Source organism: Pantoea sp. GbtcB22 (assembly GCF_019091025.1).
Taxonomy (GTDB): Bacteria; Pseudomonadota; Gammaproteobacteria; order Enterobacterales; family Enterobacteriaceae; genus Pantoea; species Pantoea leporis.
This window is the reverse complement of record NZ_JAGXKB010000001.1, coordinates 1,220,750-1,233,644: the sequence shown is the minus strand read 5'-3', so window position 1 is coordinate 1,233,644 and position 12,895 is coordinate 1,220,750. Positions and strand designations below refer to the sequence as shown.

Here is a 12,895-nt window from a genome sequence, read left to right as displayed (position 1 = left end):
GCCATTTATGGCGACCTCTGTTAATCCATCACTGAAAATCTTCCGCATCCACGTCGTAACCCGACGGCTCCCAGCGAATCGCCAGTAGCGCCAGTAAGCCAATCAGCGGCGCAAGGAAAATCACCCAGAACACGCCGGTACCAAACGCCGCCACCAGCAGCGGGAAGGTGAACAGCGACACGGTGGAACTGCCGCGCATCAGCGTCTGGTTGAAGCCGACGCCCACGCCGCGCAGCGAAGCCGGATAGCTTAGCGAGGCAAATGTCATGGTGTGCGAGCCGGGACCAAAGCCCTGACCAAACAGGAACAGCGCCAGCATGGCAATCGCCACCGCCGCCTGTTCGCCGCCTTCCGGACGACCAATCAACGCCAATCCCAGCAGCGCCACGCACTGACAAGCGTAACCGGCCACCGACATCTTCCACGCGCCCAGACGCGGCACCAGCCGCACCGCCAGCAAGCCGCCGACAAAAGCAAACAGCAGATTCAGCGCCAGCGACACCAGAATGGTGGTCAGCATCGATTGCGCAAAGAAGCTGGAGATAATCACCGGCAGGCCAAACGCCACCGCGTTATAGGCAAATGACGAGGCGATGGAGGTGACGGTTGCCAGAATGGTACGACGACGATAGACGCCCTGCAGCAGCGCGCCGTAGTTGCGCCAGCTGGCTTTACGTACCGCTTTCTGCGGCGTCAGATCGGCGTCATCCGCCACCTGCGCGTTGATGTTGTAAGAGTTGCGCAGAATCTCCGCCGCGCCTGTGAGGTTGCCCTGATTGGCTGCCCAAATCGGCGACTCACTCATGTAACGGCTGCGAATGGCGATGATCAGCAGCGCAGGCACCGCACCAAAACCCAGAATCAAACGCCACAGCCAATCGGTGTGGCTTTCGGGCAACACCGCATACAGCAGCAGGACCAGCAGGTAGGAAATACTGATCGCCGCGTACCATGTCGGACACCACATCGCCACGCTGGCGGCCTTATTGCCTTGCCCGCGCAGCTTCGAAAACTCGGCGAGAAACGCCATCGCCACCGGTAAGTCGATCCCGACGCCGAGGCCCATCACAAAGCGCGCACCGGCCAGCACATATTCGTTTGGCGCAAACGCACAGGCTAACGCTGCCACCACGAAGAAGAACATGTCGGCCATAAACACGCGATAGCGGCCGATTTTGTCGGTGAGGTAGCCGCCAATCAGCGCCCCAACAATCGCACCGAAGGTAATCGCCGATGCCACCATGCCGGTGCCTGCGGGCGTCAGCTGGAACTCGCGCGTCACGTCTTTGATGCCAAACGCCAATGCGCCGAGATCGTAGGCGTCAAGGAACACGCCGCCCAGCGCAATCGCGATGACGATGCGCGCGTTGCTACGTGATTCGTTGCTGTTGTTCACCAGCCCGGAGACATCGGCCGCGCTGCGGATCCATTTGGTCTCACCGGTGGGGACATTCCCTGCCTGCGCGACATGCGCTGGAGAAGCTAAGTCGGTCATGATGTTTTGTAATTTATTGTAAGGAGTGGGACTGTGAGCATAAGCCGCCGTCTTAACATCGAAAATTCCAATTGGTTATATGTGCTGCGTTTTGGTTATAACCGATAGGCAATTGATAGCAAAAAAAGCACGAAGTAAGCCGCTTGACCGCGCCTATCCCCTTTCGCCAGGCTACGCTTGATAGTCACACAATGAAAACAAATGAGGGAAGCGGGATGATAAAGCAGGGTTTATTGGGAATGATGGCATTGGCAATGAGCATGGGTGCAGCGCAGGCGGCGGATCCGGTGAAAGTTGGTTCCAAAATTGATACCGAAGGCTCGCTACTCGGCAACATTATTCTGCAGGTGCTGGACAAACATGGGGTAAAAACCGTCAATAAAATCCAGCTCGGTACCACGCAAGTGGTGCGCGGCGCGATCACCGCTGGTGAGCTGGATATCTACCCGGAATACACCGGCAATGGCGCATTCTTCTTCAACGATGAAAAAGACACGGCGTGGAAGAACGCTCAGCAGGGCTACGAGAAGGTGAAAAAACTCGACGCCGAGAAAAATCATCTGGTGTGGCTGACGCCCGCGCCAGCTAACAATACCTGGACGATTGCGGTGCGCGGCGACGTGGCGCAGAAGAACAACCTCAACACGCTGGACGATCTCAGCGCTTACCTGAAAAAAGGCGGCACTTTCAAACTGGCTGCCTCGGCGGAATTTATTGAACGCAGCGATGCGTTACCGGCGTTTGAAAAAGCCTACAACTTCAAACTGGAGCAGGCGCAGCTGCTGTCGCTGGCCGGTGGCGACACCGCCGTGACCATCAAAGCGGCGGCGCAGCAAACCTCTGGCGTGAACGCGGCGATGGCCTACGGCACCGACGGTCCGGTAGCGGCGCTGGGCCTGCAAACGCTGAGCGATCCGAAAGGCGTGCAGCCGATTTATGCCCCTGCGCCGGTGATCCGCGAAAGCGTGCTCAAGCAATATCCGGACATCGGCAACTGGCTGCAGCCGGTCTTCAGCAAGCTGGATGAGAAAACCCTGCAGCAGCTGAATGCGCAGATCGCGGTGGATGGTCAGGATGCCAGCCAGGTCGCGAAACAGTGGCTACAGACCAATAAGTTGCTGTAAGCAGTGTCGTCGTTGTTATTCCGACCGCGCCAGCAGCCGGTGCTGCTGGTGTTAATCGCGCTTATCACGCTGGCGCTGTTTGCCTTGCCGCTATTGAGCTTTGCCGCCAATCGGCTGGTCTCTGGCCAGCCGCTGACGTTATGGCAGGTGACCAACAGCATACTGCTGTTCATCCCGTTGCTGTGGCTGTGGCAGAGCTTGTGGTGGCCGCCGCGCCGCATTCACGCGATATCGGTGCTGCTGGCGGCGGAAGTGCTGCTGGCCTTACTCATCTGGTTGGCCGGACAACAGGCCACGCAACTGGCGAACAGCGGGAGCCCGCTGGCGCGCACCGCGTTTGGCAGCGGCTTGTGGTGTGCGGCGGCGCTGGCGCTGCTGCTGGCGGCGGAAGCGGTCCGGCAAATCACCCGCAGTACCCCGTGGCGCATTGTGCTCAACCTGCAAATCTGGCTGCTGCCGCTGGCGCTGTTACTCAGCGGTCATCTTGATCGTCTCTCGCTTTTGAAAGAGTACGCCAACCGCACGGCGGTGTTTGATGCGGCCTTCACGCAGCATTTGTGGCTGCTGGGCGGCACGCTGCTGCCGACGGTAATCATCGGATTGCCGCTCGGGCTGGCGATTGCGCGGCGTCCGCGCTGGCAGAATGCCGCATTTAGCGTGCTTAACCTGATTCAAACGGTGCCGTCGGTGGCGCTGTTCGGTTTACTGATTGCGCCGCTGGCGGGATTGGTGGCGCATTTTCCGCTGCTGGCCCGTTGGGGCATCAGCGGCATCGGTATTGCACCGGCCTTGATTGCGCTGGTGCTCTACGCGCTGCTGCCGCTGGTGCGCAGCGTGGTGGCCGGTTTGCAGCAGGTGCCGCAGGAAGTGCGTGAAACCGCGCGCGGCATGGGCATGAGCGCGTGGCAACAGTTCTGGCACGCCGAACTGCCGCTGGCGCTGCCGGTGTGGCTCTCCGGGCTGCGCGTGGTGGTGGTGCAAACCGTGGGCCTGGCGGTTGTCGCGGCGCTGATTGGGGCGGGCGGATTCGGCGCCATTGTTTTTCAGGGATTGCTGAGCAGCGCGCTGGATCTGGTGCTGCTGGGCGTGATTCCGGTGGTGGCGCTGGCGGTGATTTTTGATGCGCTGCTGCGTTTACTGTCGGCACTGCTGGAGAGACGTCATGATTGAATTTCACCAGGTGAGCAAAGTGTTCGCTGGCAAAGAGGCGATACGTAACCTGTCGCTGAAGATTGAGAAGGGCAGTTTTACCGTGCTGATTGGCACCTCCGGTTCGGGCAAATCGACCACGCTGAAGATGATCAACCGGCTGGTGGAGCACGACAGCGGCGAAATCCGTTTTGCTGGCGAAGCCATCGAAAACATGGATGCGCGCGCGTTGCGCCGCCGCATCGGTTATGCCATTCAGTCGATTGGCCTGTTTCCGCACTGGAACGTGGCGAAGAACATCGGCACCGTGCCCTCGCTGCTCGGCTGGCCGCAGGCGAAGATCACTCAACGCGTCGATGAGCTGCTGGCGCTGCTCAATCTCGACAGCCATCTGGCGACGCGCATGCCGCATCAGCTGTCGGGCGGACAGCAGCAGCGCGTCGGCGTGGCGCGTGCGCTGGCGGCCGATCCCGAGTTGCTGCTGATGGATGAACCTTTCGGTGCGCTCGATCCGGTCAACCGTCTGGCGCTGCAACACGAGATGCTGCGCATTCAGAAAATGTCCGGTCGCACCGTGGTGCTGGTGACGCACGACATCGACGAAGCGCTGACGCTGGCCGATCAGCTGGTGCTGATGGACGGCGGCGAAATCGTGCAGCAGGGCAGGCCAATCGATCTGCTGACGCAGCCGGTGAACGACTTTGCCCGCGAGTTCTTTGGTCGCAGCGAGCTCGGCGTGCGTTTGCTGGCGCTGGGACGTGCGGGCAGCGCGGCGCGGCGCGGTGAATGGCTGGACGCCGAACCGATTGCCGAATCGCTTACGCTGCGTGAAGCGCTGTCGCAATTTATTGCGCGCCGCACCGATAAATTGCCGGTGATCGATCAGCAGCAACAGCCGCTGGGCGTGCTGCACTTCAGCGATCTGCTGCGCCAGCGGGAGGCGAGCTGATGCGGCTGTTACGCGATCTGCTCTACTGGCTGCTGGCGGCCTTTCTGCTGCTACTGTGGGGCTTGCCGCACAGCGGTCCGCTGTTTGCTCACTGGTTTCCACAGCTCGAGCGTCCGCTGTATCAGCAGGAGAGTTTCTGGCGGCTGGCGCTGGCGCATCTGGCGTTGGTGGTCAGCGGCAGCCTGCTGGCGTTGCTGGTCGGCGTTGCCTGTGCGGTGTTTGCTACGCGTCACGCCGGGCGCGCCTTTCGTCCGCTGCTGGAAACCGTGGCGGCGGCCGGGCAAACCTTTCCGCCGGTTGCGGTGTTAGCGATTGCGGTGCCAGTGATGGGGTTTGGTGCCACGCCCGCGGTAATGGCGCTGTTTCTCTACGGCTTGCTGCCGATTTTGCAGGGCACGCTGGCAGGTTTAGATAGCGTACCGGCCAGCAATCGTGAAATCGCGGTCGGCCTCGGCATGGGGCCGTGGCGACGCTTGTGGCAGATTGAGCTGGCGCTGGCGGCACCGGTGATCATGGCGGGCGTGCGAACCTCAGTGATGATCAACATCGGCACGGCAACTATCGCCTCCACGGTGGGCGCGGAGAGTCTGGGATCGCCGGTGATTATCGGTCTTAGCGGCTTTAACACCGCCTATGTGATTCAGGGCGCGCTGCTGGTGGCGCTGCTGGCGTTAATTTGCGATCGCCTGCTAGAGCGCGTGCAGCGCAAACTTAGTGGGTATGCACAATGAGGCTGTAGCCGACCAGCATCATGCCGCCCATGCCGCCAAGCGCCATGATGGCAAACAGGGAACCGATAAGGAGTTTATTCCAGTTCATGAGGAGACCTGAGAAAAGAAATTTAGGGCGGCATGATAACGCGCACACCACGCCAGGCAAAGGCCGTGTGTGCGATTTTACTTATGCGGGGTCGTGCAGGTGAATGGCAAAACCCTGCGCCTGCCAGTGTTCAAACTGCTCGACCTGACGACGCGTCGGCTTTTTGCCGGTCCAGATAAACAGGTTTTGTCCGGGGAATAACTCAGGGCGCGGCATGTCCAGCGGCTCCGCCAGCACATCCATGCGCCAGCCTTGCTGCGACAAACGCCAGGCTTCCAGCCAGATGCGGGTACGATCTTCCACCGCCCAACCCAGCATCAAGGCATCTTTACCGGCTTTTTTACGTCCACAGGCCAGACAAAACGCCACATAATCAATCAGCGCGCCATCAAGCAGACTGCACATGGTGCGCGCGGTGTTCTGATCTAAACCAAGACGCTGGCGAACCGGCACGAACACGTGATCGATCAACGCATCCACCGGATGTTCCCGGCCAATATTGGCAATTTTAACGCGCAATTTCGCCGGGCGAACGTGGCGCAGTACGCTCATCAACTCTTCCTGCAGCGCCGACCAACCGTCATCCACATTGACCGTCGCGCCTTCCAGCAACGCTTTCACTTTGCCAACGGGCACGCCGCTCTCTATCCAGCGTTTTATCTCTTCGATACGCTGAACATCTTCATCATCAAACTGCCGATGACCACCTTCGGTACGCTGGGGTTTTAACAGACCGTAACGTCGCTGCCAGGCGCGAAGCGTTACCGGGTTGATTCCACAGCGTTCGGCCACATCCCCGATACTGTATAAGGCCATAAAGTCCTCAAAAATTCTGACCTGCATAACAACACCTTAACCCCCACGACTGGGTTGTACAATGATTTTTTAATTGTACAACTTGACCGCTTTATTTATTTAAGGTCATATCTCATATGTGAGATTTATTTCCCGTATATGAGAGGTGAAGATGTCTGCTTCGGATACCGACGATCGACTGGCGGCGCGACTGGCTGAATTACGCGTACAACGCGGTTGGTCATTAGATGAATTGGCGATGGCGACCGGCATCAGTCGGGCGTCGTTGTCGCGCATTGAACGCGCCGAAACGAGCCCCACAGCCGCTTTGCTTAACCGCCTTTGCGTGGCCTACGGCTTGACCATGTCGCGCCTGCTGAGCGAGGTGGAAGAGGAGGCCGCGCTGCTGCTGAAAGCGGCGCAACAGCCGGTATGGCGCGATGACGCTAGCGGCTTCCAGCGCCGCAACGTATCACCGCCCGCCAGCCACTTTAAAGCGGAAGTGGTGGAAGGTGTGCTGCGTCCTGGCGCGCGCATTGATTACGATGCGCCGCCGATTCAGGGACTGGAGCAGCACATCTGGCTGCAATCGGGCGAGCTGACGATCAGCATGGACGATCAGCACTGGACGCTGCAGGCAGGCGACTGTCTGCGCTTTCATCTCACCGGCAAATCCGCGTTTGCCGCCCATGCCGAAGGCGGCGCGCGCTACATTTTGGTGGTATGCAAACCATGATTGACATCGAACCTCTCAGCGCCACCCAGGCGCAGCCGCTGCTGGCGGCATTGTGTGATGTGCTGCAGGGCTGCGTCGCCGATGGCGCCAGCGTGGGCTTTATTGATGCGAACGATCGCGCGGCCATTGAGCGCTTCTGGCAGGACAAAATTTACAGCCTGGCGAGCGGCGACAATCAGCTGCTGGTGGCGTATCAGCAGGGCGTGATTGTGGCGACGGTGATGGTGGGATTCAGCGCAATGCCGAACGGTCGCCATCGGGCGGAGATCAGTAAGCTGCTGGTGCATCCCCGCGCCAGACGTCAGGGCATCGCGCGCCGCCTGATGCAGCAGGCGGAACAGCTGGCGGCACAGCAGGGGAAAACCCTGCTGGTGCTGGATACGCGCAGCGGCGACGTGGCAACCACATTGTATTTGTCGATGGATTGGCAGATTGCTGGGTCGATTCCGCTGTATGCCGAGTCAACCGAAGGTGTGCTGGATGCGACTACGGTGATGTATAAGGTGTTGGGGTGATTGTGCTTGTGATTGTGCTTGTGCTCGCTGTCCCCCTCCTCGGTCCTCCCCCATAAATGGGGGAGGAAGATGCTGCCATATGTCAGTGATGAAGCTGCATGTGGCAGCGTCTCCTTCCCCCGCTTGCGGGGGAAGGCCGGGATGGGGGACAGCGAGCACAGACCGGGGAAAGCGAGCACAAACCTGGACGGACAGCGAGCACAGACCGGGGACAGCGAGCACAATCCCAAAATGCACCAACTCAGTGCGGTCCTTCCGCCTCGCCAATCCCCAGCGCCTGCATAAACAGCCGGATAATCGGGTTTATTTTGCGGCCCTTCTTCATCATCAAACAAAACGGGTTTTCACGGCGAGTCGAATCATCACCCAACTCACACAGCTGCCCACGCGCAATAAACGCGGCGGCATAATGTTCCGGTAAATAACCAATAAAATGGCCGGTTAAAATCAGCATGGCGACAGATTCAACCTGAACCGCCTGCACGCCGCTGTCCTGTAAGGGAATGATGCGACGATCGTCGCGCGGCGTCACATATAAATGATTAATAATTTTCTGCTCACGTAATATGTCCAGCGATATATTTTTATCGCACGATCCAGAATATAAAGGATGTGACATAGAGCAATATAATTTTGAATATTCCTTATAAAGCGGGAAGTAATCAAAATCACTTTTCATTTCATAAACCGGTGCAATACCACAATGAAAACGGCCTTCACTGATGCCGCGTTCAATATCATCTAATTGCGCGGTTTGCAGTCGAATTTGTACCTTTGGCGCTTTCTGGTGCAGCTGTTGCACCGCTGCGGTGACCGGAGATTGCGGGTCGGAGATGGTGTTATCCACCACGCAAATGGCAATGTCGCCCAGCAGTTCGTTGCGGCTGTTGTGCAGCCGCTCGCGAAACAGATTCAGCGAGACGAACAGCTCCAGCGTGGCCTGGTAGACGTTGATGCCGTACTGCGTCAGCTCAAAACCTTCGCGTCCGCGGCTGCATAACGTCATGCCGAGACGAATTTCCAGATCGGAAACCTGTTTACTGATCGCCGCCAGACCAATATTCAATTCGTGGCTGGCAGCAGTTAATCCGCCCGCTTCTACCACGCATTTAAATACCCGCAGTAATTTTAAATCGATATTACTCAGTGCCAGAACCGCATTATCGCTGCGATTATTTGCATTGTTTCCGGACTGGGAAACTTTACTTTCCATTTTTGCTATTCAACTCCGGAATAATTGCGGTGAAAGTACAGTGAACCTGAAATAGGCCCTATTTACCAGTGTGGTCATAAAATAAGTTTTTATTATTTCAACTGGTTCATCCATACCTTTTTCATATCGCTGGTGATTATCTGTAAGGGGAAATAGCATGTCTGATAATGCCGAACTGTTATGGGGCGCGCGTTTTAAAGCGGCACCGGCGGCGAGTTTAACCGCGCTGTCTCGTAGCCCGGATTATTACTTTGCATTGGCACCTTACGATCTGGCGGGCTGCCGGGCGCATGCCCGTGAACTGGCACGCGGCGAGCTGCTGTGCGCCGAAGAGCTCAGCACCATGCTGGCGGCCATTGACGCGTTAGACGCCGATTATCGCGCCGGTCAGCTACATCCCATTGCCGCCGACGAAGATGTGCACACCTTTATCGAACGCGCGCTGACCGAGCGTTTAGGTCCGCTGGGCGGCAAGCTGCGCGCCGGGCGTTCGCGTAACGATCAAACCGTTAACGACCTGCGTCTTTACCTGCGCGACAACGGTCGCAAGGTGGTGAGCGCGCTGCTGGCCTTGCAGCAGGCGCTGGTCGAGCAGGCGGCACAGCACACCGAAAGCGTCGCGCCCGGTTTCACGCATCTGCAGCAGGCGCAGCCGATTGTTTTTGGTCATCAACTTTTGGCTCACGCGCAATCTTTTGCCCGCGATATTGAACGTATGCAGGATTGGGATCGCCGCAGCGCACGCTGTCCGCTCGGTGCCGCTGCGATGGCCGGTTCCGCCATTGCGCGCCAGCCGGAGCAGGCCGCCGCCGATCTTTCCTATCTCGCGCCGTGCGAAAACTCCATTGATGCCGTTGCCAGCCGCGACTATGCCGCTGAATTCCTGTTTGTCACCAGCATGATCGGCATCAACCTGTCACGCCTGTGCGAAGAAGTGTGCATGTGGGCATCGCGCCAGTTCCGCTGGGTCGAGCTGCATGACAGCTACGCCACCGGCAGCTCCATCATGCCGCAGAAGAAAAACCCGGACATCGCCGAACTGACGCGCGGCCGCGCTGGCCGCCTGGTCGGCAATCTGATGGCGCTGCTCACCACCATGAAAGCGATGCCGCTCTCCTACAACCGCGATCTCAGCGACGACAAACGCAATGTGATTGATGCGGTGGATACGCTGCTGCTGGTGCTACCGGCGATGGCAGGCATGATGGCGACGCTGAAATTCAACACCGACGTGATGCGCGAGCAGGCACCGGACGGCTTCACGCTGGCGACCGAAGTGGCCGACTGGCTGGCGATGCGCGGTGTGCCGTTCCGCGAAGCGCATGAGATCACCGGCCAACTGGTGCAATTGTGCGAGCGCGAAAACTGCGGTCTGTCGGATCTCAGCGATGCGCAACTGCAGGCGGTAGATGTCCGCTTAACGCCGGAGGTGCGCAGTGCGCTGACGCTGGAAGCCGCGCTGGCGGCCCGAAGCGGCTACGGCGGTACCGCACCGGCACGCGTACGTGAGCAACTGGCACGTCTGCAAACCCTGATGCAGGATCAGCAGCGCTGGACCGAAGATTACGCTGGCCCACGCGCCTGAGGAGAACTTATGTCGCAATCAACGCCGATTGAGCCGGGTTTGAACAACAGCCGCGAGCAGACGCATTACGATCTCGATCGTTACCAAGTGGTGCCGCGCCGTTACTACGGCCGTATCACCGCGTCGGCGGTGATTCTGCTGCTGCTGGCGCTGCTGGTAAACGCCTTTGCGCACGGCAATATCGAATGGTCGTTTGTCGGCCAGTTCTTTACCGCCCAGGCGATTCTCAACGGCGTGGTCAACACGCTGATCATGTCGGTGCTGGCGATGGGGCTCGGCGTACTGTTTGGCGTCATCACCGCCATCATGTACATGTCGCCGAATCCGGTGCTGCACTACATCGCCGTGGGCTACGCGTGGATTTTTCGCGGTACGCCGCTGATTCTGCAGCTGCTGCTGTGGTTCAACCTCGCGCTGGTGTTTCCCACCATCAGCATTCCCGGCGTGTTCAGCGTGCAAACCGTCACCATCATGACGCCGTTCCTCGCCGCGCTGCTCGGTTTGAGCATCAATCAGGGCGCGTACACCTCGGAAGTGGTGCGCGCGGGCTTGCTATCAGTGGATACCGGGCAATACGAAGCGGCGAAAGCCATCGGCATGCCGCGTCTGCAGGCGTTGCAGCGCATCATTCTGCCGCAGGCGATGCGCGTGATTCTGCCGCCGGTCGGTAACGAATTTATCAGCATGATCAAAACCACCAGCCTCGCCAGCATGATTCAGTACTCGGAACTGCTCTACAACACGCAAACCATCTACTTCGCCAACGCGCGCGTCATGGAACTGCTGTTCGTGGCAGGCATTTGGTACCTGATTGTGGTCACGGTGTTGTCGTTTGGACAGAGCCGACTGGAACGTTATTTCTCACGCGGCCATCGTCAGCGTCAGTAAACAGGAGCCCAACATGAGAAACATCGTGCGCGCCGTCAAGGTGAACAAATATTTCGACCAGTTCCACGCCCTGAAGGATGTCAGCCTCGAAGTGAACTACGGCGAGGTGATGTGCATCCTCGGTCCATCCGGTTCCGGCAAAAGCACCTTTTTGCGCTGCATTAACCAGCTGGAGAAGGTCGATAAAGGCGGAATTTGGGTCGACAACGAGCTGGCGGGCTATCGCATCGCCGGTAACAAACTGCATGCGCTAAGCGACAAACAGATTGCGCGTCAGCGCCTGCAAACCGGCATGGTGTTCCAGCGCTTTAACTTGTTCCCACACAAAACCGCGCTGGAGAACATCATCGAAGGGCCGTGTCACGTGCTGCTGCGCCCAAGGCGCGAAGCCAGCGAAGAGGCGATGGCGCTGCTCGATCGCGTGGGTCTGGCGCACAAAGCGCACGACTATCCGCAGTCGCTCTCCGGCGGTCAGCAGCAGCGCGTAGCGATTGCTCGTGCGCTGGCGATGAAACCCAAACTGATGCTGTTTGACGAGCCCACCTCGGCGCTGGATCCGGAGATGGTGGGCGAAGTGCTGGCGGTGATGCGTCAGCTGGCAAAAGAGGGCACCACCATGCTGGTGGTCACGCACGAAATGGGCTTTGCCCGTGAGGTGGCCAATCAGGTGGTGTTTATGGACGAGGGACGGATTATCGAGCAGGGCGCACCGGAAGACATTCTGCTGAACCCGCAAAATCCACGGATGAAAAACTTTATTAACGCGATTCTTCTTTAAACATTACCGGGGTGAATATGAAAAAGCTGTTATTGAGTGCCATCAGTGCCGCGCTGCTGCTGCAATCCTCTGCCTGGGCAGACATCGCCGTACCCGCGGCGATCAAAGAGAAAGGGCTGACGGTGGCGATCATGCCGAACTATCCGCCAATGGATTTTAAAGATCCGGCGACTAACCAGCTGACCGGCGTGGACTACGACCTCGGCCAGGCGATTGGTGAAAAACTCGGCGTGAAGATCAACTGGCAGGAGATCGCCTTCGAACAGATGGTGAACGCGGTGGTGACCAAGCGCGTCGATCTGGTGATGTCCGGCATGACGGACACCAAAGAGCGTCAGCAGGTGGTGAACTTTATCGATTACTTCAAAACCGGCCCGCAGTTCTACACCCAATCCGCGCGCAGCGACATCAACAGCGCGATGGATCTGTGCGGTAAGAAAGTCGGTACCAGCCGTCGCACCACCTTCCCGCAGGAGATTGCCAACTGGTCAAAAGCACACTGTGAAGCGGCCGGTAAGCCGGCGATCATTGTGGTAGGTGCCGAAGGCACCGCCGATGCGCGCACTCAGCTGCGTCAGAACCGTCTGGATGGCGTGGTGCAGGGCAGTGAAACGCTGCCGTACATCATGGATCTGGAAAAGGGCAAATATAAGGCGCTGGATAAAGCCTTCTCCTTCCAGTACACCGGCATGGCGATTGGTAAAGATGCGGGCGAGCTGACCACCGCGATTCAGGCGGCTATCGACGCGATGATTGCCGATGGCACTTACCAGAAAATCCTCGGCAAATGGGGTCTGGCAGACAACGGCGTGGCGAAGGCCACCGTCAACCAGGGCTAAAGGAGCGCGC

Annotated in this window: 13 protein-coding genes; 10 read left to right on the top strand and 3 right to left on the bottom strand. The window is 58.6% G+C overall.

The genetic code is table 11. The annotated features are described in order from the left end of the window. Positions 1 to 28: 28 nt before the first annotated feature. Positions 29 to 1,495, bottom strand: coding sequence for an MFS transporter (locus tag KVT28_RS05795; protein WP_101763149.1), 1,467 nt, complete (start codon positions 1,493 to 1,495; stop codon positions 29 to 31). Positions 1,496 to 1,710: 215 nt separating this feature from the next. Here KVT28_RS05795 and KVT28_RS05790 point away from each other — a divergent pair, with 215 nt between their 5' ends. The 4 genes from KVT28_RS05790 to KVT28_RS05775 are packed head-to-tail and all read left to right on the top strand — an operon-like array spanning position 1,711 to position 5,448. Next, the gene (locus KVT28_RS05790) at positions 1,711 to 2,619 is read left to right on the top strand and encodes an ABC transporter substrate-binding protein (RefSeq protein ID WP_101763148.1); all 909 of its coding nucleotides are present in this window, start codon (positions 1,711 to 1,713) and stop codon (positions 2,617 to 2,619) included. Between the two features lie 3 nt (positions 2,620 to 2,622). After that, positions 2,623 to 3,789 (top strand): ABC transporter permease, encoded by a 1,167-nt coding sequence (locus KVT28_RS05785; protein ID WP_101763147.1) that lies wholly within the window; start codon positions 2,623 to 2,625, stop codon positions 3,787 to 3,789. Next, positions 3,782 to 4,717, top strand: a complete 936-nt coding sequence (locus tag KVT28_RS05780; RefSeq protein WP_217547183.1) for an ABC transporter ATP-binding protein — start codon at positions 3,782 to 3,784, stop codon at positions 4,715 to 4,717. The genes KVT28_RS05785 and KVT28_RS05780 overlap by 8 nt, the downstream gene beginning before the upstream one ends. Next, a complete protein-coding gene (locus KVT28_RS05775) occupies positions 4,717 to 5,448 on the top strand; it encodes an ABC transporter permease (protein WP_217547180.1) in 732 nt (243 codons plus the stop codon). The genes KVT28_RS05780 and KVT28_RS05775 overlap by 1 nt, the downstream gene beginning before the upstream one ends. Before the next feature lie 169 nt (positions 5,449 to 5,617). On the opposite strand, the gene KVT28_RS05770 is transcribed toward KVT28_RS05775, so the two are convergent. Then, positions 5,618 to 6,352, bottom strand: coding sequence for a MerR family transcriptional regulator (locus KVT28_RS05770; protein ID WP_101763312.1), 735 nt, complete (start codon positions 6,350 to 6,352; stop codon positions 5,618 to 5,620). A 151-nt stretch (positions 6,353 to 6,503) separates the two neighbouring features. On the opposite strand from KVT28_RS05770, the gene KVT28_RS05765 reads away from it, so the two are divergent. After that, positions 6,504 to 7,067 (top strand): helix-turn-helix domain-containing protein, encoded by a 564-nt coding sequence (locus KVT28_RS05765; protein WP_101763144.1) that lies wholly within the window; start codon positions 6,504 to 6,506, stop codon positions 7,065 to 7,067. Beyond that, complete coding sequence (locus KVT28_RS05760; protein WP_217547178.1) at positions 7,064 to 7,582, top strand: GNAT family N-acetyltransferase; 519 nt, start codon at positions 7,064 to 7,066, stop codon at positions 7,580 to 7,582. The genes KVT28_RS05765 and KVT28_RS05760 overlap by 4 nt, the downstream gene beginning before the upstream one ends. Before the next feature lie 241 nt (positions 7,583 to 7,823). Here the strand turns inward: KVT28_RS05760 and KVT28_RS05755 are convergent, their stop codons facing one another. After that, positions 7,824 to 8,795, bottom strand: coding sequence for a LysR family transcriptional regulator (locus tag KVT28_RS05755; protein WP_192236582.1), 972 nt, complete (start codon positions 8,793 to 8,795; stop codon positions 7,824 to 7,826). A 157-nt stretch (positions 8,796 to 8,952) separates the two neighbouring features. Here KVT28_RS05755 and argH point away from each other — a divergent pair, with 157 nt between their 5' ends. Genes argH through KVT28_RS05735 form a run of 4 tightly spaced genes read left to right on the top strand, consistent with a single transcriptional unit; the run spans position 8,953 to position 12,885 of the window. Next, on the top strand, positions 8,953 to 10,380 hold the full coding sequence (argH, locus tag KVT28_RS05750) for an argininosuccinate lyase (protein WP_217547175.1): 1,428 nt from the start codon (positions 8,953 to 8,955) through the stop codon (positions 10,378 to 10,380). 9 nt (positions 10,381 to 10,389) lie between these two features. After that, positions 10,390 to 11,268: an amino acid ABC transporter permease gene (locus KVT28_RS05745; protein ID WP_101763141.1), complete on the top strand. Its 879-nt coding sequence runs from the start codon at positions 10,390 to 10,392 to the stop codon at positions 11,266 to 11,268. A gap of 13 nt (positions 11,269 to 11,281) precedes the next feature. Continuing rightward, positions 11,282 to 12,046: an amino acid ABC transporter ATP-binding protein gene (locus KVT28_RS05740; protein WP_217547173.1), complete on the top strand. Its 765-nt coding sequence runs from the start codon at positions 11,282 to 11,284 to the stop codon at positions 12,044 to 12,046. A gap of 17 nt (positions 12,047 to 12,063) precedes the next feature. Continuing rightward, on the top strand, positions 12,064 to 12,885 hold the full coding sequence (locus tag KVT28_RS05735) for an ABC transporter substrate-binding protein (protein WP_101763140.1): 822 nt from the start codon (positions 12,064 to 12,066) through the stop codon (positions 12,883 to 12,885). Positions 12,886 to 12,895: the final 10 nt, after the last annotated feature.

Coding starts and splice junctions, on each gene's coding strand:
- KVT28_RS05745 (WP_101763141.1), top strand. CDS start 10,390: ATGTCGCAATCAACGCCGATTGAGCCGGGTTTGAACAACAGCCGCGAG.
- KVT28_RS05765 (WP_101763144.1), top strand. CDS start 6,504: ATGTCTGCTTCGGATACCGACGATCGACTGGCGGCGCGACTGGCTGAA.
- KVT28_RS05740 (WP_217547173.1), top strand. CDS start 11,282: ATGAGAAACATCGTGCGCGCCGTCAAGGTGAACAAATATTTCGACCAG.
- KVT28_RS05775 (WP_217547180.1), top strand. CDS start 4,717: ATGCGGCTGTTACGCGATCTGCTCTACTGGCTGCTGGCGGCCTTTCTG.
- KVT28_RS05780 (WP_217547183.1), top strand. CDS start 3,782: ATGATTGAATTTCACCAGGTGAGCAAAGTGTTCGCTGGCAAAGAGGCG.
- KVT28_RS05795 (WP_101763149.1), bottom strand. CDS start 1,495: ATGACCGACTTAGCTTCTCCAGCGCATGTCGCGCAGGCAGGGAATGTC.
- KVT28_RS05790 (WP_101763148.1), top strand. CDS start 1,711: ATGATAAAGCAGGGTTTATTGGGAATGATGGCATTGGCAATGAGCATG.
- KVT28_RS05735 (WP_101763140.1), top strand. CDS start 12,064: ATGAAAAAGCTGTTATTGAGTGCCATCAGTGCCGCGCTGCTGCTGCAA.
- KVT28_RS05770 (WP_101763312.1), bottom strand. CDS start 6,352: ATGGCCTTATACAGTATCGGGGATGTGGCCGAACGCTGTGGAATCAAC.
- KVT28_RS05760 (WP_217547178.1), top strand. CDS start 7,064: ATGATTGACATCGAACCTCTCAGCGCCACCCAGGCGCAGCCGCTGCTG.
- KVT28_RS05755 (WP_192236582.1), bottom strand. CDS start 8,795: ATGGAAAGTAAAGTTTCCCAGTCCGGAAACAATGCAAATAATCGCAGC.
- argH (WP_217547175.1), top strand. CDS start 8,953: ATGTCTGATAATGCCGAACTGTTATGGGGCGCGCGTTTTAAAGCGGCA.